This window comes from Sphingomonas flavida, from assembly GCF_036663655.1.
Taxonomy (GTDB): Bacteria; Pseudomonadota; Alphaproteobacteria; order Sphingomonadales; family Sphingomonadaceae; genus Sphingomonas.
Window position 1 is genome coordinate 127,604 of sequence record NZ_JAXOJH010000009.1, and the last position, 21,591, is coordinate 149,194.

Genomic DNA, 21,591 nt, shown 5'->3' on the forward strand with positions numbered 1-21,591 from the left:
TTGCGCGGTGCCTTGCCGTCGAATGTGGGACGCCGTTTCGGTGATCGAAGCGCATCGCTGCCGATCCCAAAACCCGACACTTTGACACCTGTGAACTCGCGGAGAACCGTGCATTGCATGCCGTGTCAGCCCCCGGTTGTGACACCGGGCATCAATTTGGGTGTAGAGGGCAGGGCGTGCGGCACCCTGCCGTTACCCGGCGGTCTGTCCTCCCCGCCGGTATTTGGTAGCCGGATGCCGGAACAACAGCCCGGTGCCTGCCAGCAACGCAAGCTCCACGGCTATTCCCGACAAGCCTGGCTGGCGGGTGACCAGATAGACCAAGGCAAGCGCAAGAATGCTGATTGCGGCCAGATGGCGAACTCGCGCAGCGCCGTTCGACGCATCGAACCCTTTCGCGGCACCGGCGATGATCAGTGAGCCCGCCGTTATTGCCAACCAGACCCAGACTAGACAGCCGCCTTGCGCGGGAGCGACCAATCCGGTGATTCCCGTCAGCGCCAAGGCCAGGGGTTGCCCCCATGTGACGCCTGCCCACAACCGTTCCCACAGTGGTACGGCGCGGCCCCGATCGCGACGCCGTGCGAGCCAGATCGTCACGCCGCTCGATGTGACGATGCAGAGCGCCAGCCCCAGCAAGCCGTAGAGCAGACGTACCGGCAGACCGCCGAACCATCCGAAATGAAGCTGGCCGATCCCACCCAGCATCCTGGTGCCGAGCGCCAGGTCGGCCGGATGCTGGTCCTTCACGACCCTGCCCCGCACGTCGAAGATCGTCATATCCTGCGGCACGAGCAGGCGATCACGTCGGGAGGTGACGGTGATGCGCGCGTCTGCACGTCCCGCGCGCTCGATGATGATCTGTATGGGTTCGGCGCGACCGCTTCGCTGCCTGGCCTGCGCCAGCAACAGCTCCAGCGGCGGCAGCGGTGCCGTCGTGGCGTTCGCGGCAGGCGGCGCTTCCGTGAACAGCCCGTAGACCTTGGCCGTGTCGCCCCGGTAGAGGAGCATTGCCAGAACGCCCACGATCAGCGTGCTGAGGCCGAGCAGCGCGCCGGTCAATGCGATGGCGACATGGAATGGCAGCGCCCATATGCCCAGGCGGTTGTGCATGTCCGCTTCCTGCAACCGTCGCGCGCCACCCCGTCGCAGGTGGAAGGCATCCTTGAAGATGCGCGGATGCGCAAGGATGCCCGAAATCAGCGAGGAAAGCAGCGCCACGCCGGTCAGCCCGACGATGAAACCGCCCCAGGCGCGCGGCAGATGCAGCGCGACATGCAGGTCCACCAGGAAGTCGGCAATGGGCGTTCGTCGCTCGGTCAGCGTGCCGTTCCGGTCCGCCGCCCATTCGCGGTGAAGCGCGGGCGTATAGGCGATGATGCCCGCCTCCGCCTCCTCCCTCGAGGGCAACGAGACGTATAGCGTGGCATGAGCGGGTCCGCTCGCCTGCGCGGATCGGACGGCCCGGTCGAGCGCGCCGGAAACGAGCGTGGTGGTCGAGGGCGCATCGGGCTGTTCCCAGCGCGCTATGTCATGGGCGAAGACGGCCAGCGTGCCCGTCAGGCAGACGAGATAGATGATCGCGGCGAAGGCCAGGCCGAGGATGCCGTGGCCGCTCAGCACCGCCCGCACGGTGCCCGGCGACAATGGCCAGCCTCGTGGCGCATCCTGTTTACCGGCGTTTTTCATACCAGGCCCCGCATTGCGGCCAGGGTGAAGCCCGCGACCGTTGTTCCCAGGAGAACGGCCAGCGAACGGAGGAGCCGCTGATCGGCGAGCGTCCAGGTCATGGCGAGCGCCCAGACGACCGGCATCAGCAGGCCGCCGATGATGATCCGGGTTCGCGGGTCGCCGGGTGCCCAGGTCGCGTAGCAGAAGGCGATCCCCATGGCCGCAGTCATGCCGAGCGGCCCGGCCAGCAGCGCCTTCAGCCAGCCGCGCCACGCTTTCGATGGTCCTTCGAGCGGTTCGGGCGCAAGGCTCGCGCTTCGCCCGGCACGCGCCGCACGGACGGTTCGCCCCTGGACCACGACGATCAGCGCGGCCAGGCCGATCCCGGCCACGGCAAGCGCGCTTCCCTTGACCCAGCCGACCCACGCCGCATCGAACAGGACGGTGCCGACGAGCACCGCCCAACCGCTTACGATCAGGCCGACACGCTCGCGCTGCCGATCCGCCCATGCGCGCCGCAACAGCGTGGCACCGGCCACTCCACCGATGACGGCGACGAGCGCGGCCAGGGCTGTCACAGATGCAGTTCCAGACCGGCACCGAATGTCTGCGGATCGCCGACGATGGCGCGGTTGCCGTCCGGGGTGCGGTATTGGAGGTAATCCTCGTCCAGCAGGTTCCGGGCAAAGGCGAACACCGTCCAGCGACCGGCGTCATAGCCCAGCCGCGCATTCACCACCGTGCGCGCCGAGACGCGCGACTGGCCCTGCGTGGTGCCGACATCGGTATAGACGCCGCTGCGATAATTGGCGTTGATGTTGCCCACGATGGCACCGGCACGACCGTTGATCCCGGCTGCCAGCGTCCAGCGGGGCGCATAGGGGAATTGCGATCCGGCCAGGTTGACCGTGCTGGTCGAACCCGCGGGCAGGTCGAAACGATCATATTGGGTCCGGACATAGCCCGCCGAGGCATAGGCGTCGAATATGCGATTGAGGCGGCCCTGCACCTCCAGTTCCCCGCCATAGAGGTGCGACTTACCGGCGTTCACCGTATTATAGTCATAGGCGTTGAGGCCGAAAAAGGCGGTCGTCTGCTGGTCCTTCCAATCGACGTAGAAGATGTTGGCATTGACCGTCAGCCTGCCGCCCAGCCAGCGCGAGCGCAGCGATCCCTCATAGTTCCAGCTATATTCCGGATCATAGGCGACCAACGTCGCGCGCGCCGGATTCTGGCTCGACCCGCCCGAGCGATAGGCGCGCTGCACGGTGAAGGCGGTGGTCAGGTCAGGCGTCCACTCCATGCTGACGCCGGCCTTCGGCAGGAAGGCGTCGAAGCTGCGCGCGTTGCTGGCCCGCGCCGAAGCCGCCTGCGCGACCAGACCGAGCACGCCGCGATTGATCGCGGTCACCGCCAGGTTGAGCGGGGTGCCCGCTGCACCGAACGCGGCCGGATTGGGCAATGTGCCGTTGAAGGTGGCGATCGTTTCCGCGCCGTAGCGATTGTCCTCATGATCGTAGCGGAATCCGGCAAGCAGCGAGAGGCGATCGGTCACACGCAGGCGACCATCGCCGAACAGCGCGGCGTTCCTAACGAGCAAGGGCTGATCGGCGATGTAACGGACCGGTATCTGCGGCAGCGCGGTGGCATAGGCGGTTGCGATCTGCCGTGCGGCAGCGGCCGGGAAGCCGCCACCTTGCAACAGTCCGACGATCGTGGTGACGGGCGTCGCGATGTTCAGGCGGTTGTTGGCGTCGAGCCCGCCGGAGCGCCGATAGGCCCAGGCGCCCAACACGCCGCTCAGCCGTTCGCCATCATAATTGAGGCGGAGTTCCTGCGTCCAGGTCCGGTATCGGCTGTCGTTGCTGATGAATTGCACATCGGCGGCCGTGCCGTCCGCATCGGTTTGCGCCAGGGTGGCCGTCCGATTGAACGAGGTCACGCTCGACAGGCGCAGGCGAGGGGCGATCTCGTAGCCGACATTCAGCACCGCGATGTCGGAGCGGACATGACCGCGATTGGGCTGGTCGCTGGTCGAGCGGCGGTGATCATAGAAGTCGGGCGTGGTGATATTGGTATATTCGTAGAGGAAGCCGCCATCGCGCCGCACGCGATTATAGCTTGCCGTCACATCGAGACCGGGGAGCGCGCGCGGCGTCCAGTGGAGCTTGCCGCGCAGGTTCAGCGAGCGCAGGCTGTCGTCATACCCACCCCGGGTCACGTTGCGGATGAGACCACGGTCGGCCCGATGCTCTGCCGAGACGCGAATACCCAGCTCGTCGCGGATCAACGGACCGCCCGCTGCGGCCGAGAAGGTGCGGTCGTTGCGGTCCGTCCACAGGATACGCCCATCGGCGCTGTAGTCGGTGACGGACGCATCGCGCGTGGTCAGCACGATCGCGCCCGCCAGCGCGTTCAAGCCTTGGATGGTGGATTGCGGCCCGCGGAAGACTTCGACCTGATCGATGTCCCAGAGGTCGGTGGGGCCGCCGAACAGCGCCTGACGGGGGATGGGTGCCCCGTCCACGTACACGGTCGCCGTGTCCGCATTGCCGCCGGCACCCACGCCCTGATTGTTGATCCCGCGAATGGTGAAACCGGAGGCGCCATAGGTCTCCGAGACATTGGCGGTGCGATTGTAGATATCCTGGATCGTCAGGATATTCTCCTGCCGGATGCGCTCCGGCGTCGTGACCGCGACGCTGGTCGTCGTGTCCTGAAGCGTCCGGTTCGACTTCTCGCCGGTGACGATGATGTCGCCCGGTTGGCCGTCTTGCGCGGCGGCAGTCGCCTGTTGCGCAAGGCTTGGTGTCGCAGCGACCAACGTGCCGGTGCAGAGCAGGTAAGCGATCAGTTTCATGGTGGCCCCTCTTTTTCGAGGGGCTACAAACAACCATAATGCTAATCAATAGCAAAAATGTTAAGCGCGTTTTTGCAGGGTTCTCGCCGGCACTGGCGACACAGCCGTCCGGTTGTGACATCGCAGGTGGGACGGTTGAATGCGGCGGCTTTTAACCCTTTTCGGCTTTCAGGATCAGGTCGGCGCTATCGTAGACGGCGGCAAGCGAGGCAAAGTCTTCCGCCATGGAGCCACTCGATCCTGTCGAGTGGCTTCGTCTTTTTGGCACCACGCATGTCGACAATCTCTGTCGCCGGATCGCGGACACGCCCGCCGAAGCAGATCATGTCCGCGCCGTCGTGGTGATCGGTGCCGAGGACGAACTGATCGGCCTTTATGCGACCGATGCCTACGCGATCGACTAAACTGAGCTGCCCGATCGGTTCGCCTGCAACCGGCCTGCGCATGGCCGTATCCCGGCCTCATCTATCTCGATAGTCCGCGTCGACAGCCGGTTATTGGATAGAGGTGGCGGCATCCAAGGCAGCGTAGCAGTTAATGAGATTGACTCGCAGTAACATGCAGAATAGCAGGCTCGGGCCCTGAACTCGGGGGCCGCGACGTATGTCACGCTAGAGGAAGCATGCAGGATCAGCGCATCAACGTTTCGGTCGTCTCGGCATCGCCTGTCGCCCATCGGCGTCGTCTTGGCGGGACAGATAACCCGAAGGGCGTGCTGATCGTCACGAAGCCGGGACAAGAGGCAGGAGGGCGTTGGGCCTCCTCGGCTTACTATGGAACACTTGGCGGCCGTTGATGCTGCGGCCCGCTCGCCTTCTGGTTCTTTTCTCCAGTCAGCGCCGACGGCTCATCGCTGAGGCGGCGCGAATGACGGGGGATCGGGCGTCGGCGGAGGATGTGGTGCAGGAAGCCTGGATCCGCCTGTCTCAGAATGCAGCCGCCACCGACATCGTCGAGCCGGTAGGCTATATCCGCCGGATCGTGCGCAATCTGGCGCTGGACGAATATCGCCAGCGGCAACGGCGCGAAACGGTGTTGGCATGCGAGGTCGGCGACGATCCGGACATGCCGGCAGCCTATGCCGAAGGGGCCGACCGTGCCTTGATGGCAAGGCAGGAACTGGCCCTGGTCGCGGCGGAATTGGCCCGGATGCCGCCACGGATGCGTCGCGCGGTCGAGCTTCATCGTCTATCCGGCGCACCCCTGCGCGAGATTGCTGCGGAACTGGGCGTTTCGGTCACCACCGCTCACAGTTTGGTAATCGAAGGGGTCGAGCGGTGCCGCAAATGCCTTCGATCGAGCCGACACTGACGGACACGCTGAAAAATGCCCGTTCCCGTTCGTCCCTACTCCACGGAAGAAAGGCGGCGGGATGAATGACGGCGACGACTGTCGACGCGAAGCGGCGGACTGGATGATCCTGTTGCAGGAGCGGCCCGACGATGGTGCGGTGCAGGCGGAATTCCAACGATGGCGAAGGGAGCCGGCCTGTGATGCGGCGTGGCGGGAACTCGATCATGTTGGAGACCTGATCCGGCAGACCGGCGCGTTGGCGTCTGCGCGCCCGATCCGGTTCGCTCGACGCCAGACAGCGATTCTGCCCGCAGCGATGGCGGCCTGTTTCGTCGGGCTGTTCGCCGGATCGGCTTTCCTGCCGCTGGCCTTCGCGGACGTGACCACGGGAACCGGTCAATTGCGGGTCCTGCGCCTCGCCGATGGCAGCCGCGTCACCTTGGCGGCGCGGAGCGCGATCACGCTCGACAGGCCGTCCCGCCAGTTGCGATTGCTGTCCGGCACAGCCTTTTTCCAGGTGCGGCATGACGCGGCTCATCCATTCCGAGTTCTCGCGGGAGAGGCGGAGGTGACAGATCTTGGCACCGCCTTCGAAGTGCGACACGACGATGACGGGATGCATGTCGCCGTGCGGGAGGGGCGCGTTCGCGCCATGTGTCGCGACGGCGCCATCGCCCCCATCGATCTACGATCTGGCGATATGGCAGCGATCGACTGTGCGGCGGGCCACTCTCGGCCATCGACCTCCGCACCCTCCGCCATGGCGAGTTGGACACAAGGGCAATTGGTCGTCACCGATCGCCCGCTGCGCGACGTGGTGGCGGCCTTGCGTCCCTGGCATCACGGGTTGCTGCTGGCGGGCGGGGCGGGGATGGCCCGGCATGTGACGGGCGTTTATGACCTGCGCCATACCGATCAGGCACTGACTGCGATGCGTCGGGCGCATGGGGTGACGGTGCGACAGATTACCCCATGGATTACCGTCGTCACCGCCGACTGAGCCGACTTTCCAACCCAAAGTAAAAAAAGTTCCGAAAAACCCTGAAGCACCATCGTCTACCCCGTGAATGCGAACGAAACGCAATAGCAATACTAGCTTGCAAATTGGGGGTTACAGGTGACGAACGGGTACAAGACATTCCGTGGGAAGCGGATGGGGTTGGCGCTGTTACTGACCGCCTCGACGTTTCCGATGTCGGCCATGCCGGTTGCGGCGCAGGCGCGGCAGGTGACCGTCGACGTGAACATCCCGGCGCAGTCGCTGGGCAACGCGCTGGCCCAGTTCGCGCAGCAGGCGCATCTTCAACTTGGGGTCGACGCCGCCCTGGTCGCGGGGTTGCGGTCGGGCGGCGTGGTCGGGCGGATGGATCGCGCGGCCGCGCTGGACCGGCTGCTGGCGGGATCGGGGCTTCAATGGCGGCTGGCGGGCGGCGTGCTGACTCTGCAAAAGCAGCCCGCGCGCGCCACGGCGACCAAAGCGCCGCTCGTCACCGACGCCTTGCAGGTGGACGGCGAGGACGCCCCGCATGATGTCGCCAAGACGCGCGCCGAGCGCGGCCATGACGCGGTCTTCGACGCCGACTTCGCCAGCGGTTACAAGGATCGCGCCGAGATCGAACGGTACAAGGGCGTCACGACGTCCGACCTGTTGACCGGCCTGGTCAACGTCCTCAGCGGCGATGCCCGCAACAGCGGCGCGCTGGACCCGAGCATTCGCGGCATCCAGGGGCCCGGTCGCGTACCGGTGGTGATCGACGGGACGGAACAGGCGCTGACCGTCTGGCGCGGTTATAACGGTGCCAGCAACCGCGCCTATGTCGATCCCAACCTGATCTCCGGGCTCCAAGTGCTGCGAGGCCCTACCGATCAGGGCAATATCCGCAGTTCGACGGGCGGCACGGTCGTCATCAACACGCTCGATGCCGATGACGTGCTGCGGCCCGGCCGAACCTTCGGCCTCGACGTCCGGCTGGAGGGCGGCAACAATTCGACGGCTCCGCGTCTGCCGACGCTGTTGACGGGGCGCGACTATCGCACCGTGCCGGGCTTCCAGCAAAACTCGCCCAGCTTCGCGCTGAACGATCCCTCACTGGTGGTCGTGCCGCGAAGCAGGGGCGACAATCATTTCTTCTCGCTAGGCGATCGCGCGGTGCGGGTCGCCGGGGCGCTTCGGATCGAGGGGCTCGATCTGTTCGGAGCCTATGCCTTTCGGGAACGGGGCGATTATTTTTCCGGCACGTCCGCACCGGGATATTATGAGCAGACGCAGCTTCCCGCTCGCAACCTGAACCGCATCCGCCGCATGGCGCTGGCCTTCGCGCCGGGCAACGAGGTGCCCAACACCTCCAGCGACCTGGAATCGGTGCTGCTGAAGGCGACCTGGCACATCGCCGACGACCAGTATCTGCTGGTCAGCTTGCGCGACAGCGTGACGCGATACGGAGAGATCATGCCGTCGCGCATCCCCATCGACAAAGGCAATGTCCAATGGCCGCTCAGCAAGGTGCATGCCCGCGCCTATAATGGGGAATATAAGTGGCAGCCGGACAGCCGCTGGATCGACCTGAAGGCCAATCTCTGGGCCACCGATACCAAGAGCGACACCTATAATTCGGGCGGCATGCCGAATTTCGCGACCTTTGCCGATCCGATCCTCGTCGACAATGCCCGCGCCAATGCGATCAACAACCGCTATGGCCTGAACGCCAGCAACAGAATGCGGTTCGGCTCGACCTTCGACCTGACGCTGAGTGGCAACTGGCAGCATGAAAAGCTGGCGTCGCGCGACATCTATGATTCAGCGCGCTTCCAGGGGTGGCGTCAATTCCCGCGCGCAGGGCGGCGCGAGGAATTCCTCGTCCGGCTCGACGGTGAGTGGAGGCCCGCCAGCTTCCTGAAGCTGAACGCGGGACTGAGCTATGCCGGATACTGGGCGGTGGACGATTTTGCGCGGAGCCAGATCGCCAAGGGAAATGCCAACCTAAATTCGACTATGTTTCGTGGATATGAATCATTCTTCAATGTCAGCGGTACGGGCGCCGATATTGCCAAGCGATACTGGCGCAGCTTGTTGACCGATGTCGATCCGAAAGAGGTCGATGCACTGATTGCCGAGTTGTTGCCTGAATACCTGGCCAACCCCTACAATATTTCTTTCGAGGAGAAGGGGCCGACATGGCGTCCAGATGCGCAGGGGCGTTACAGCCGCGCGGGCAATCCCTGCCTCAACGGGGCGATCAACAGCATCGCGGGTAACGACGGAAGCTGTCGTCTGTCGGACATCGTTGAGACCGTTCCGATCACGGCACCGCGCCGGTCGGCCCACCACTGGGCTCCCAGTCTCTCCGCCACCGTCTATGCCGACGAACAGACGCGCGCCTATGCCCGCTACATCGAGACGTGGCGATTCCCGAGCATGTTCGAAAGCACGCTGGGCTTCTCGTCGTCGTTCAACCCCGGCGTGCCGCTGCGGCCTGAACATGCCAGGCTCTATGAGGTCGGGCTGGTCCGCGACCTGCGCAGTCTGTTGCACCTGACGCAGGCGGATCAGCGTGCCGACCTCAAGCTGACCTTCTACCGCAACCACATCACCGATGTGGTCGAACGATCCACCAATCTCCAGTTCAGCAATGTCCAGGAACAGACGATCGCCGGGATCGAGGCGGAGGCGCGGATCGACACCGGCGGCTTCTACACCCAGCTTGGCGCGGCCTTCATGACCACCAACCGGGTCTGCGACGAAAGCGCAGCCGCCCTGGCCGATCGCAAGACTGGCAGCATCCCCAATTGCGTCAAATATGGTTTCCCGGACGGTTTTCTGCTGACTCAGGCCACCCCCGAACAGACGGTCAACTGGACGATGGGCGGGCGCTTCTTCGACAAGCGGCTCGAACTGGGCGGGCGGTTGACCTATTATAGCCGCTACAACAATCCGCTGTTCGAGAAGATCGCGAACCTGCCGATCGAGCAGCAGCTCGACGTCTATTCGCTCAACGTGCCGTTCAGCTGGGGCGAGATCGTCACCGCCGACGCCTATGTGCGATACCGGTTCGACGATCGCTTTTCGGCCGAACTGGTCGGGACCAATCTCAACGATCGTTACTATGCGGACCCGCTGACCCGTTCGCTGATGCCAGCCCCCGGGCGCACCGTTCGGCTGAGCCTGACGGGCCGCTTCTGACGATCCCGAAATTCGACCCCGCCGTCATGATCCATCCTGAAAGCCGGACATGGATGGCGGGGCCGGATCGATGCGCCCGAAGCAATCGGGCGCACACAACCGCAGGAGTAATAGCATGACCTCCATCACGATGAAGACCATCCTTCTCGCCGGCCTTGCCACGGTCCTGACCGCCGGCACGGCACAGGCCCAGTTCGCCGGCGGGTCGAGCGACCCCAGCAAAGTGACGGTGGGCGCCAGCAATGTGAACGGCGGCCCCCATGTGTCAGGGCGTGCCGGGATCGGCGTGCCGGCCACCGACGGACGGCGCGTCGATTTCCAGGGACTTAGCCTTTACGCGGTCCCCGATCTCAACGGCGTGCGCCATCTCAACATGGCAAGCAGCAACACCCAGGATCATAGCCGCTATGGCGACTTCCGCTTCGCGCGGGTCGGCTCGGCGGATGTGTGGTTCGGCGAATGGTCGCAGACGGGCAATGCCACGGCGGGCGATCACACCGTCTATTATGTCGGCAACACCAGCGGCACGACCGTGCCGACCAGCGGCACCGCGACCTATACGGTCAAGGGGATCAGCGATTACGGCAATACGGGCGCGCTGACCGGCACGCTCACCGCCAATTTCGGATCGGGTACGTCGGGTACGTTGAGCGGCAGCCTGGCCAACAGTTCGACCGGCGCGGGTGTCGATATCGGCACGGCCCGCATCATCGGGACCAGCTTCACGGGCAACGGGGCCGTCGCGACCCGATCGGGAACCGCCGTCGCATCGGGCGGCGCGGTGAGCGGTCGGTTCTTCGGCGCCAATGCCGCGGCGCTGGCCGGGACCGTCAAGTTCGACGGTGCGCGCCAGCATGACACCGCGTTCGGCGGCACGAAGAACTGACGCCGAAGGGCTGGGGCTCTCGTCTCTCCCTTGCGGGAGCCCCGGTTCCGTGCCGATCGTGATGCGCAACGCCACCCTTCCTCTTCTTGCCATATCGGGCTCGCTCGTGCTGGCTCCGGCCGTCGCCGCCCAGAGTGCGCGGAGCGACGATAATCGCCTGCGTCTCGATCCCGGCATCGACCGCCGGACCACGCCGCAGGAACGTGCGGCGATCGAGCATACCGAACCGGTCGACCGCATCACCATCGACGGACAGGTCTATACGGTCGGCAACACCCCTGACGATCTGGGCCGGGCGCTGTATCTGTCGGTCGCGCGCAAGAACTGGTCCGATGTCCGCCGCTTCCTGCCGCGTTACCGGACGCTGACCGGACATGATCCGATGCTCGTCGCCTGGGCGCGCGGTGGCCTGGCGCGCAGCGAGGGGCGGCTGGTCGAGGCGGAGCGGCAATATCGCGCCCTGCTGGCGATCCAGCCCGACTTCCTGCCCGCCCGCCTGGAACTCGGCCGCGTGTTGTTCGAGAACCGCAAGGATCGCGAGGCGAAGCGCCTATTTGCGGCGATCCGCCAGGACCTGGTCAGCCAAGGCGAAAGGGCTGCCGGGGTCCGCCGGACGGTCGACACCTTCCTGACCGTGCTCAAGCGCCGCGACGGATGGCAGGGCATGATCGCAGCCGGGCCGGGTTACAGCAGTAACCTCAATCAGACATCCGCCAGCCAGACCTGTCTGCTGGTCGGCGCGGACGGCGTTTGCCTGATCGACCGCACGCTGCCGCCTGCGATCGCCTCGGTGGGCCTCAATATCGAGGGGAGCCTCAGTCGCCGGGTCGCGCTCAAGGGGCAGGGGGGATTGCTCGCCCGGGCGTTCGTCTACGGCGATATCTGGCCCGGACACGGCGCCTTCAATCAGGCGACACTAAGCGTACAGATCGGATATGATCACCAGACAGCCAGGCGCAGCCTGACCCTGTCGCCGACCATCGACGTGGCGGGACTGGGTAGCCGGTTGCTCTATACCGCGCCGGGCCTGCGTGCCGAGGCGATGGTCACGCCGACGCCAGCGACCGCGCTGCGGCTGGAGATCGCGCGCCGGGTGTTCGATTATCGGCGGGGCTTTAACGATCTCGACGGTGCGCTGTCCGAAGCGACCCTGACCGGCTGGTGGTCGCGTCCGCGCGGCTGGACGCTGTTCGGCGGTGTCGAAGCGGGCGACAAGCGCGCGCCGGAGCGTGCCAACGCCTATCGTTATGTCGGTGCGCGGCTGGGGGTTGTGCACGGCTTTGCCGACTGGGCCGAACTGACCGTGATCGGATCGGTCCGCCAGCGTGACTACCGCAGCTACAGTGCATTGCTGGACGCCGTCCGCCACGATCGCGAGGTGAACCTGACCGCGGTGCTGCGCCTGCCCAAGCTGCATTTCGCCGGGCTGACGCCCAACATCCTCCTTCAGCACAATCGGGTGATGAGTAATGTCGACTGGCTCTACTCCTTTCGTCGCACGGCTGCGAGCATCAGGCTGGAACATGCCTTTTGACGAACCCCTCCCGGGCTATCGCCAGCCCGCGCAAGCGCGAGCGTTCGGGACGGCGGCGCTGGTGGCGAGTGGATTGCTCGGCGTGCTACTGCTCAGCATCCGGTTAATCCCACCGCCGACCCCGGCCATCGACGCCGGACCAATGGCGGTGTTCGTCGCGGAGTCGATTCCACTCGACCAGCCGCATCTCGAGCAGCCTCGGCTCGATAAGCCGGAGCCATCGGACCATGTTCCGCCATCCGCCGATCCCAGACCGCCGCTTCCGACGGCAGAACCGCCGTCACAATCGGTGGCCTCGGCCGTCCCCACGACCTCTGTCCCGTCATCGGTCGCGGCGCCCTCCACCGCGCCGCCTGCCCAATCGGTGCAGGAGGTCGCGCTTCCACCATCGGCTCTATCCGGCACGAAGTCGGCCGAAAGCTCCGCGGCAACCTCCCCCGCCGCTGCGGCGGACTGGCGCGCACGGCTGCTCGGCCATCTCAAACGCTATCGCCGATATCCGCGTCAGGCGGAGGCCACGCGACAACAGGGCGTCGCGCGGGTTGCCATCACCCTGAGTCGATCAGGCGAGGTGATCGCGGTCGAACTGGTCCATGGCACCGGATATCCGCTGCTCGACATGGAGGCACGGAACACGGTGCGCCGCGCCGCGCCTTTGCCCGCCGTCGATGACGCCGTTCCCGGCGATCCGGTCACCGTCGAGGTGCCGATCGAATTCGCCTTGCGCCGCTGATCCTTTCCCTTCGTTCAAGGAACATCGCCATGAACCCGCTTGCTTCTCCAGCCCATTCCAGCAGCCCGGCGGCCATACCAACCCGCCCGATATCCCGCTCCCAGCGGCTGATGAAGGCCACGCGAAGCGCGCATGACGGGCTCGACAACCGGATCATCTCGGCCGAGCCCTTCCGGGACCGCGATCACTATGTCCGGCTGTTGGAGATGCAGTATCGCTTTCACCGCTCCATCCATGAGCTCTACTGCAAGGCGCTGCCCCTCCCGCCGGCGCTGGACCTGCCCGGCAGGGGGCGGCTGGATCAGGTGCGGCAGGATCTGGCGGATCTCGGTCGGTCGCCGCCGGATGACCTCCCTTCGCCGTTCAACGCGGCCCGGCTGGATCCCGCCACGACGATCGGATGGTTGTGGGTCGCCGAGGGATCGACGCTGGGCGCGGCCTCGCTGTTGAAGCGCGCGGTGGCATTGGGGCTCGACGAAACCTTCGGAGCCCGTCATCTGGCCGGGCATCCGGACGGACGCGCCAAGTCTTGGAAGAGCTTTACGGCGGCCGTGGATGCGCTGGACCTGGATCAGGTGGACGATGCGCTGATGCTCAACGGTGCGCGTGACGCCTTCCTCTATGTTCGGACACTGGCCGATGACAGCTTTGCGTGATGCTTGGCGGGGGAGCCGTGTCAGGCGGACGATACGATTCGGTTGGCTGTTGCTTGGACTGTTCTGCGTCGGGCTGGGGATCGTCGGCGCATTGCTGCCGCTGATGCCGACCACGATCTTCCTCATCCTAGCGGCGGGATGCTTCGCCCGCTCGTCACCCCGTCTCGAGGCGCGGTTGCTGAGCCATCCTCGTTTCGGGCCGACGCTTCGCGCGTGGCGGCGCGACGGTGCCATGGGGCGCCGGGCCAAGGGGATGGCCTATGGCGGCATGGCGATCGGCTATGCCGTCTTCCTTATGACCGCGCATCCCACTGCCATGGCCTGCATCATAGTCGCCGTCGTCTTTGGCGGCTGTGCGCTGTACATCTGGACACGGCCGACGGCTATGCCCTGAAATGGCCGAAGTGGCGTGTGCAGATGGGTCTGATGCCACTGAAGCGCCGCTGAGCCGACCCCTTCAAGATCGGCATGCAGCGTGTGTGTCGGCGCTTGCGTTAGACTGGGAGGGGGCCGCCAAGCCGCTGTCCGCTTGGGCGTTAAGCGCCACCTGCGCTACGACGACTTGAGGTGAGCCATGTTTCTGCAATGAGCCATGCCCGCTCATCGTCCACATCGATCCATCCCAGATCGCTGCAATCGCGGATGCCAGCGGCCCGGTCGGATGCCAGGCACCGCATCCCCTCGGTAAGAGAGGGCTTTTCCAATCCGCGCAGTGCGTCGAAGAGGCCCTGGCCAACCGCGAAGACGCCCGTATCGAAGCAATCATAGAGCGCCAGGCCCTTGCCGATGCCGACCACGCGGTCGCCGTCCGTCCGAACGCACGTCACATCCTCAAGATCGATCCAATCGCTATCGATCCGACGGTCGATACCGAGCGACGCACCGCCGCCCGTATCGGCACCGGCCATTCGCCGATAGAATCCCGGTTCGACCAGATGGTCGCACATCGCAAGGATCGCTTCCTCACCGCACAGCAAAGGTTCCGCTGCGAGCAACGACGAACCGTTGGGATCGCGATGATCTTCTACCCGGACCGTTTCGACTTTGATCGGCCAGTCTTGCGCCGCGACATAGGCTTCGATCGTCTCTGCCTCATAGCCGACTACCACGACCGTTCGGGCCAGCCCCGCCTGCGCCATGCCGAACACGGCATGGGCAAGCAGTGTCCGCCCGGCCACCAGGCAGAGCGGCTTGAGCGGGGCGACAGCGCGAAGGCGGGAGCCTTCGCCTGCCGCAAGAACGATACCGGTTTCGATCATTCCGCCGCTACGGCAATGAACTCGTCGACCGCCTGCGCTGCAAGGTCATCGGTCATCTGAATACGCGGATGCTTGCAGAAATACGCCGATGCAGCGTCGATCGGCCCCGCCAGACCGCGATCCTTCGCCAGCTTGGCGCACCGGATCATATCGATGGCGACGCCCGCACTGTTGGGGCTGTCCTCGACGGACAGGCGCAACTCAAGGTTCATCGGCACACCGCCGAACATCGTCCCCTCCATGCGCAGGAAACAGATCTTGTTGTCATTCTGCCAGGGCACATAATCGGACGGGCCGATATGAACATTGTCGTCATGCAGCCGCTCCGCAGCAACGGATTGCACCGCCTCGGTCTTCGAGATTTTCTTGGAGGCGAGGCGGCGATGATTGGACATGTTGAGGAAGTCGGTATTGCCACCGGTGTTCAGCTGATAGGTCCGCTCCAGTTTGACGCCCCGTTTGGCGAACAGATCGGTCAGCACGCGATGAACGATGGTGGCGCCGAGCTGCGCCTTGATGTCGTCGCCGATGATCGGCACGCCAGCCTTGGTGAAGCGTTCCGCCCATACGGGGTCACTTGCGATGAACACGGGAATATTGTTCACGAACGCCACACCCGCCTCGAGCGCGCATTCGGCATAGAACTCGCTGGCGGCCTGCGAACCCACCGGCAGATAGTTCATCAGCACATCGGCCTTGGTCTCGCGCAGGGCGGCGACCACTTCCGCTTTGGACGCCTCCTTCTCATTCGCGATCAGGAATGTCCGATGATCGTCATAATCCGACATATGTTCGGCGACGCCGTCAAGGATATGCCCCATCTGGACCTTGGTCCCCGTGGGAGGCACGGTTTCGCAAAAGACGGTGGTGCAATTGGGCTTGGCGAAAATCGCCTCTGATACGTCCTTGCCGACCTTCCGCTGATCGATATCCCAAGCCGCGACGACGCGGATATCATTCGGCTTGTAACCGCCCAGGTCCCAATGCATGAGCCCGACTGTCTCATTTGCACCCTCGCGATAATAGGAAAGCCCCTGCACCAGAGAGCTGGCACAGTTTCCTACCCCGATAATGGCGATATTTATGGCCGGCATTGCTGTTTAATTCCTTTTATTTTCTGGAAAAGAATTTGCCGGCACTGTTAGTCTGTTTTCGACAGTGCGGTGCTGGAAAAGTCCGAGGATGAGGACGATGTTCAGCGGAATGAGCTCAAACCACCAGAACAGGCGCGGATTGCCGAAAAAACAGGCAAGGAAAATGGCATAGACCCGCACATTGGCGGACAACAGGCTCATCAGCCGCATGGGCCTGACGGCCATAGCGGCATATCTTGCCGCAAGCTCAGAGGGAGCCCGGTGCTGCCCCAGTGCGTGATCGAACCGCGCGGCAACGCGATCCAATAATCCCCAGCAATGATCGTAGAGTTGGACAAGCGGATTGCGGCTGGGGGCAGGGCGGGCGATCGTCGCCACCGCATTGCGACGACGGTGAAAGCGGGCTCGCTCGCTCTCGTACATATTGGATTGGACCATATGTGCGAAGCCTGCGGCCACCGCCAGTGCCCATCCTTCCAATGTGCCGATGGAGAAGGCCAGCGAGACATAGATCAGGATGAAAACGCCGTGGTCGCACAACCCATCCAGCGCGCGCCCCAGCGGACTGGCGGTGCCTGTCGCCCGCGCGATCATCCCATCCAAGCCGTCGGCGACAAGCCAGCAGACCGACAGCAGCAAGCCGACAAAGCTGAATGGCCACATTTCCCACTGGGTATAGGCCAGCGCCGCCGACGTGCCCAAAGCCAGCCCCGCCAGGGAAACGGCATTGGCGGAGATTCCGCGCTCGATGAACCAGGGCAGAAGAAAGCGTGCCGCTGGATGGATAATCCAGAGATTTGTCGGATCTTCTATTCGACGGTCCCGTGACGTGTCGGGGATGGTGGGTGTCATTAAATCGTAATGTATGAGCTAAGGTGGCAGACTTGCAAGCGATTTGCAGCGAGCCAGTCACGCGGCCGAACAGGCCGGTCGATGCGGTTGCCTGTCAGGACAGATCCAGCCCGTCGAACGGCGTTTCGCTCACTGCCATACGAACGCATTTGACAGGTAGCCGTCGGATGGTGGCGGCCAGAATGACCATGGCGAGATAGGTTCGCGCAGTTTTTCTCGAAGCGTGTGGCGACGCGGTGGAATGGCGTTGATCGGGAGGAGCAGAACTCGACAGGTGGTGTTCGAAACAGAGCTGGCTTTCGAATGTATTTTTGCTGGCACGCTGGGGTGTGTTGGGAATGACGGCCACCGCGCCGCGTTCAGCGATGAGGGGGCGCGAGTGTACGGCGTCATATGCATCATCGGCGAGCAGGAGCTGAGCGGCTAGGCTGTCCCGGCTCTTGCCGCTTGGCTTGGACAGCATCAATCTGACTGGCGATTACGTCTAGTCTGATCGCCTTGATCGCGACGCCAACGGCTTCGTGCCGCTGCTTGTCAAGCCGCTGCCGTGGATCTGTGTTCGAACAATGCACAGGGGCCTCGGTGGGTGTGGCCGGGCCGATGGCGGGGAGGGGGGCGCTGTCGTCCCAGCTCTTCGGGGCGATCGCAACCGAACGGCAGGAATGCCTCCGCCCTTCGCATCTGCGATGTGATAGGTCAGGTACCAGAGACCCTTGATCTCCATCGCGCCCGCATGGGAGGTGGTTGAGGGGACTGGGCGCAGCACCACCCCGGGATAGCTCCACGGCCCCATCGGCGTGGGCGCCGATGGACGACCTCATGCGAATCGTCTGCGCGTCCATATTTTCCGCAGTCGTCTGCGCCAGGCGGCGCATCGGAGCGTCGCGATCCCGTCAGGAAGGCGGGGTGCCAATACGGCTAATCCGAATTCGCGTAAGGCACTAAAAATACGAAACATTCATCGATGCTTGCCGCAAGTATTACCAATGCGGACAGGGCATACCAATTTGCCGATCGACTAGTAAAAAATAGTGATTTCATATTTATTTAATCGATGCGGAAAACGTCTATTCATCAGACAAGCTAATGAAATTAAATAATAATCGCGCATTGGTTGGGGCAATGAACATGGTGGCCATTGGTAGGATACCATTGAAAGCCCCCGATCCTTCTGCAAGCATGGTCCCCGGTGATGACGGCGCAGAATTCGGGTCCTGCTATTCCAGGCCGGGCTGAAAGCAACGCCGTCATTGCCGGGTGCCTTCGCGAAAAATCGGACCGATGACCAAAAATCGGCGGACTTCAAAAGACATAGGGTGAAGTCGCGGGGGCGCGATCATCACTGAGAAGGGGGAGTTCATGAAGAACACGGGAATATTGTTTGCGACCAGCGCGATGGTGGCGCTCTGCGCCGTTCCGGCCGCCGCACAGTCGCAACAGACGACGGGCGGCACGTCGGATACGTCCAAGAGCGAGAGCCGCAAGAACGCCGAGCGCGAGGATATCCGGTCGGACGGTCGCGATCAGGCGCAGGGCGGTGATACGGCCGCAGGCGACGTCGTCGTCACCGGCTCGCGCATCGTCAATCCCAACCTCGCCTCGGCTGCACCGATCCAGGCCGTCTCCGCGCAGGAGATCAAGCTGAGCGGCGCGGTCAATATCGAGGATGTTCTCAACCGCCTGCCGCAGGTCGTACCTTACGCCCCGCAGGCCGATGACGAGGGCAACGGCACCGGGCGCATCAATCTGCGCAACATCGGTGGTTCGGGCGGGGCGGCGCTGATCCTGCTCGATGGCATGCGCCTCGGCGGCCAGGTGGCGGCCGACATCAACTCGATCCCGCCCGCGCTCGTCCAGCGGGTCGACGTGCTGACCGGCGGTGCCGCGGCCGTCTATGGCCCCGACGCGCTGACCGGCGTGGTCAACTTCATCCTGAAGAAGAACTTCAAGGGCGTGCAGGTCGACGCCAATTACGGCTTCTTCAATCACCTGAATCGCCGCAACATCGTCACCGACACCGCGCAATCACGCGGTTTCCCGACCCCGCTGGGCTGGACCAATGACGGCGCGCGCGCGACGATCAACGTGGCGGCGGGCACGCAGCTGTTCGACGACCGGCTCTCGCTCTCGGGCTATTTCAGCTATCGCCAGACCGACAATCTGCCGTACAATTCGCGCTCGTCGCAGGCGTGCCACCTGTTGCAGAACGGGATCGACGGTGCGCTCAGCTGCGACAGCACGATCTACTCGCGCTACGGCTATATCTACAGGCTGAACAACGGTACGCCGGGCACGCCGCAGATCAACGCCAGCGACGGCAGCCGCGTCTTCCGCCCGTATCGCAACACGCAGGACGCGACCACCGACCGCCAGAACCGCATGGACGACAGCTATCAGATGCTGCGCGCCAACGAGCGGTACAATGCGGGCGGCTTCCTGTCGTTCAAGGCGACCGACTGGGCTGAAATCTACGGCAGCTACATGTACACCCGCAACACCAGCCAGGGGACGTACCTGCCCGCCACGATCGGCGAGGGGACCAACGGCGCGGGCGGCTATCAGCTGAACTGCAACAACCCGCTGATGTCGGCGCAGCAGGCGCAGGTGCTGTGCGGCGCGGCGGCCGGTACCTCAGCGACCGTGCCGATCGACTTCGGTTATCGCTTCCAGCATTATCCGACCCGTACGATCGACTATGAGCAGGTCTATAACCGCGCGGCGCTGGGCGTTCGCGGCGACTTTGCTGGCGCCTGGCATTATGATGTCGGCGGGGTCTGGGCCAAGAGCCTGGTCAAGAGCGCGATCAACCGCAACTGGGCACCCTCCGGCACCAACATCGCGCGCGCTCTGAACGTCGTCAACGTCAACGGCGTGCCGACCTGCGTGGCCAAGGTCAACGGCACCGATCCGAACTGCGTGCCGCTCGACATCTTCCGCGGGGATTCGAACGATCCCGCTGCCTATAACTATATCTTCGCCTATGGCCCCAACGGGCCGCGTCGCAATGTCGGCTATTTCTTCGACGTGCAGGCCAATATCAGCGGCGACCTGGGCAAATACGGCATCCGCTCGCCACTGGCGACCGATGGCGTGCAGGTGAGCTTCGGCGCCGAACTGCGTCGCGACATCGCCAACAACTTCACCAGCGCCGATTATAACACGATCATCCAGGGTACGCCGAACCCGTCGTCCTTCTCGCGCGGGACCCAGACCGCCAAGGAGCTGGCGACCGAAATCCAGGTGCCGTTGATCCAGGATCAGTCCTGGACCCATTTGCTGGGCTTCAGCGGTGGCTATCGCGCGTCCAACTACGACACGTCGTCCAAGACCTTCTTCAGCACATGGAAGCTGGAGGGCACCTGGGCGCCGATCCGCGACATCCGCTTCCGCGTGGCGCGCAACTTCGCCTCGCGGGCGCCCAACGTGTTCGAGGCAACCGAGAACATCAATTTCGCCCGCAGCCTGAACTTCGTCGACATCTGCGGCGCGTCGACCGCCGCGGGCGGTGCCCCGCTCGCCAGCCTGGCCGCGTGCCAGTTGCAGCCCGGCTTCAACCCGGCCAGCTATGGCAGCACGACCATCCGCTGCCCCGATGCGGGCTGTATCTACCGTAACGGCGCAGTCGATCCGGCGTTGGGGCCGCAGACCGCCAACACCCTGACGTACGGAGTGGTGCTGACGCCCAGCTTCCTGCCGCGCTTCAGCTTCTCGGTGGATCATTACGAGATCCGCTACACCAACCAGATCGTCGGGCTGGATCAGGATACGATCGTCAACAACTGCATCAACTATGCGACCGATCCGACCGAGCTGAACCGGATTTCGTGCCAGCAGTTCGTGCGCAACGGCAACGGCACGCTGTTCGGCAACATCAACAATCCGAATTCGGGCTATGTCAGCTCGCTGGTGCTCAACGTGCCCAACCAGATCGGCACGACCGGCTATGACTTCCAGGCGCATTACGACCTGCCGGTCGCTGGCGGCACCTTTGCCAGCGACTTCAACGGCGGTCTCGTGACCAGCGCGGCCTCGATCACCAACCAGTCGGGCAATGTCGGCTATTTCGGCGACGGCGTGGGTAATCCCATTCCGAAGTGGCGCCACAATCTGCGCGGCACCTTCACCGGCGCGGAAGGGATCTTCCAGGTCTCGCTGAACTGGCGCTATATCTCGGCCACCCAGAGCGGCACCGTGCGTCGCACGGTCCAGAACACGTTCGCGCGCATCCCCAATTACAGCTATTTCGACCTGGCGGCGAATGTGAACATCGCCAAGCGGATGACGCTGGGCGTGACGATCAACAACCTGCTCGACAAGGACCCGCCGATCATCCCGGCGCGGGGCGGCAACAATACCTACTCGATCAACGGGTGGCAGAATTCGCCGGTCAATTTCTACGATATCTATGGCCGGTACATTCAGTTCTCGGTCACGACGAACTTCTGATCCAGGACCCGAAATGCCTATCCCCGTCGGCCATGCCGGCGGGGATTTTTCATGGAATCGCCGCCAGCGCGCTTGCGCTGGGACAATGGCCAGCCGCACTGCCTGCGCCCGGCCGATAGATCAGCCG

The 21,591-nt window shown here is 64.0% G+C and carries 17 protein-coding genes; 10 read left to right on the forward strand and 7 right to left on the reverse strand.

All coding sequences use genetic code 11. The features are described from left to right. Positions 1–192: 192 nt before the first annotated feature. The 3 genes from U1703_RS11845 to U1703_RS11855 are packed head-to-tail and all read right to left on the reverse strand — an operon-like array spanning position 193 to position 4,531. Positions 193–1,689, reverse strand: a complete 1,497-nt coding sequence (locus U1703_RS11845; protein WP_332785855.1) for a PepSY-associated TM helix domain-containing protein — start codon at positions 1,687–1,689, stop codon at positions 193–195. After that, positions 1,686–2,249 carry a hypothetical protein gene (locus U1703_RS11850; protein WP_332785856.1) on the reverse strand — a complete coding sequence of 188 codons (564 nt, stop codon included), beginning with the start codon at positions 2,247–2,249 and terminating at the stop codon, positions 1,686–1,688. The genes U1703_RS11845 and U1703_RS11850 overlap by 4 nt, the downstream gene beginning before the upstream one ends. After that, the gene (locus tag U1703_RS11855; RefSeq protein WP_332785857.1) at positions 2,246–4,531 is read right to left on the reverse strand and encodes a TonB-dependent receptor; all 2,286 of its coding nucleotides are present in this window, start codon (positions 4,529–4,531) and stop codon (positions 2,246–2,248) included. The genes U1703_RS11850 and U1703_RS11855 overlap by 4 nt, the downstream gene beginning before the upstream one ends. 224 nt (positions 4,532–4,755) lie before the next feature. On the opposite strand from U1703_RS11855, the gene U1703_RS11860 reads away from it, so the two are divergent. The 9 genes from U1703_RS11860 (at position 4,756) to U1703_RS11900 (ending at position 14,207) form a co-directional block, all read left to right on the forward strand. Further along, entirely contained in the window at positions 4,756–4,935 is a 180-nt protein-coding gene (locus U1703_RS11860) for a hypothetical protein (RefSeq protein WP_332785858.1), read from the forward strand. Between the two features lie 391 nt (positions 4,936–5,326). Next, entirely contained in the window at positions 5,327–5,842 is a 516-nt protein-coding gene (locus U1703_RS11865) for a sigma-70 family RNA polymerase sigma factor (RefSeq protein ID WP_332785859.1), read from the forward strand. A 103-nt stretch (positions 5,843–5,945) separates the two neighbouring features. Further along, positions 5,946–6,824 (forward strand): FecR family protein, encoded by an 879-nt coding sequence (locus U1703_RS11870; protein WP_332785860.1) that lies wholly within the window; start codon positions 5,946–5,948, stop codon positions 6,822–6,824. 117 nt (positions 6,825–6,941) lie between these two features. Beyond that, complete coding sequence (locus U1703_RS11875) at positions 6,942–10,004, forward strand: TonB-dependent receptor (protein ID WP_332785861.1); 3,063 nt, start codon at positions 6,942–6,944, stop codon at positions 10,002–10,004. Positions 10,005–10,119: 115 nt separating this feature from the next. Beyond that, complete coding sequence (locus U1703_RS11880) at positions 10,120–10,890, forward strand: Slam-dependent surface lipoprotein (protein WP_332785862.1); 771 nt, start codon at positions 10,120–10,122, stop codon at positions 10,888–10,890. Positions 10,891–10,939: 49 nt separating this feature from the next. Beyond that, positions 10,940–12,424, forward strand: coding sequence for a surface lipoprotein assembly modifier (locus U1703_RS11885; RefSeq protein ID WP_332785863.1), 1,485 nt, complete (start codon positions 10,940–10,942; stop codon positions 12,422–12,424). Further along, complete coding sequence (locus tag U1703_RS11890; RefSeq protein ID WP_332785864.1) at positions 12,414–13,157, forward strand: energy transducer TonB; 744 nt, start codon at positions 12,414–12,416, stop codon at positions 13,155–13,157. Before U1703_RS11885 ends, U1703_RS11890 begins: the two co-directional genes overlap by 11 nt. 110 nt (positions 13,158–13,267) lie before the next feature. After that, positions 13,268–13,813, forward strand: coding sequence for a biliverdin-producing heme oxygenase (locus U1703_RS11895; protein WP_332785865.1), 546 nt, complete (start codon positions 13,268–13,270; stop codon positions 13,811–13,813). After that, on the forward strand, positions 13,797–14,207 hold the full coding sequence (locus U1703_RS11900; protein ID WP_332785866.1) for a YbaN family protein: 411 nt from the start codon (positions 13,797–13,799) through the stop codon (positions 14,205–14,207). Before U1703_RS11895 ends, U1703_RS11900 begins: the two co-directional genes overlap by 17 nt. A 142-nt stretch (positions 14,208–14,349) precedes the next feature. Here the strand turns inward: U1703_RS11900 and U1703_RS11905 are convergent, their stop codons facing one another. From U1703_RS11905 to U1703_RS11920, 4 genes are all read right to left on the reverse strand, one after another. After that, positions 14,350–15,072 (reverse strand): phosphocholine cytidylyltransferase family protein, encoded by a 723-nt coding sequence (locus U1703_RS11905; protein ID WP_332785867.1) that lies wholly within the window; start codon positions 15,070–15,072, stop codon positions 14,350–14,352. Further along, positions 15,069–16,166 (reverse strand): inositol-3-phosphate synthase, encoded by a 1,098-nt coding sequence (locus tag U1703_RS11910; protein WP_332785868.1) that lies wholly within the window; start codon positions 16,164–16,166, stop codon positions 15,069–15,071. Before U1703_RS11910 ends, U1703_RS11905 begins: the two co-directional genes overlap by 4 nt. A 6-nt stretch (positions 16,167–16,172) precedes the next feature. Next, positions 16,173–17,018, reverse strand: a complete 846-nt coding sequence (locus U1703_RS11915) for a CDP-alcohol phosphatidyltransferase family protein (RefSeq protein WP_332785869.1) — start codon at positions 17,016–17,018, stop codon at positions 16,173–16,175. A gap of 94 nt (positions 17,019–17,112) precedes the next feature. Then, the gene (locus U1703_RS11920; RefSeq protein ID WP_332785870.1) at positions 17,113–17,481 is read right to left on the reverse strand and encodes a hypothetical protein; all 369 of its coding nucleotides are present in this window, start codon (positions 17,479–17,481) and stop codon (positions 17,113–17,115) included. 896 nt (positions 17,482–18,377) lie between these two features. On the opposite strand from U1703_RS11920, the gene U1703_RS11925 reads away from it, so the two are divergent. Continuing rightward, positions 18,378–21,464: a TonB-dependent receptor domain-containing protein gene (locus U1703_RS11925; protein ID WP_332785871.1), complete on the forward strand. Its 3,087-nt coding sequence runs from the start codon at positions 18,378–18,380 to the stop codon at positions 21,462–21,464. Positions 21,465–21,591 lie beyond the last annotated feature (127 nt).

Bases quoted from the DNA above. Each gene is read 5' to 3' on its own strand.
- U1703_RS11845 (WP_332785855.1), bottom strand. From the start codon at position 1,689: ATGAAAAACGCCGGTAAACAGGATGCGCCACGAGGCTGGCCATTGTCG.
- U1703_RS11855 (WP_332785857.1), bottom strand. From the start codon at position 4,531: ATGAAACTGATCGCTTACCTGCTCTGCACCGGCACGTTGGTCGCTGCG.
- U1703_RS11860 (WP_332785858.1), top strand. From the start codon at position 4,756: ATGGAGCCACTCGATCCTGTCGAGTGGCTTCGTCTTTTTGGCACCACG.
- U1703_RS11865 (WP_332785859.1), top strand. From the start codon at position 5,327: ATGCTGCGGCCCGCTCGCCTTCTGGTTCTTTTCTCCAGTCAGCGCCGA.
- U1703_RS11870 (WP_332785860.1), top strand. From the start codon at position 5,946: ATGATCCTGTTGCAGGAGCGGCCCGACGATGGTGCGGTGCAGGCGGAA.
- U1703_RS11880 (WP_332785862.1), top strand. From the start codon at position 10,120: ATGACCTCCATCACGATGAAGACCATCCTTCTCGCCGGCCTTGCCACG.
- U1703_RS11890 (WP_332785864.1), top strand. From the start codon at position 12,414: ATGCCTTTTGACGAACCCCTCCCGGGCTATCGCCAGCCCGCGCAAGCG.
- U1703_RS11895 (WP_332785865.1), top strand. From the start codon at position 13,268: ATGAAGGCCACGCGAAGCGCGCATGACGGGCTCGACAACCGGATCATC.
- U1703_RS11900 (WP_332785866.1), top strand. From the start codon at position 13,797: ATGACAGCTTTGCGTGATGCTTGGCGGGGGAGCCGTGTCAGGCGGACG.
- U1703_RS11905 (WP_332785867.1), bottom strand. From the start codon at position 15,072: ATGATCGAAACCGGTATCGTTCTTGCGGCAGGCGAAGGCTCCCGCCTT.
- U1703_RS11910 (WP_332785868.1), bottom strand. From the start codon at position 16,166: ATGCCGGCCATAAATATCGCCATTATCGGGGTAGGAAACTGTGCCAGC.
- U1703_RS11915 (WP_332785869.1), bottom strand. From the start codon at position 17,018: ATGACACCCACCATCCCCGACACGTCACGGGACCGTCGAATAGAAGAT.
- U1703_RS11920 (WP_332785870.1), bottom strand. From the start codon at position 17,481: ATGCTGTCCAAGCCAAGCGGCAAGAGCCGGGACAGCCTAGCCGCTCAG.
- U1703_RS11925 (WP_332785871.1), top strand. From the start codon at position 18,378: ATGAAGAACACGGGAATATTGTTTGCGACCAGCGCGATGGTGGCGCTC.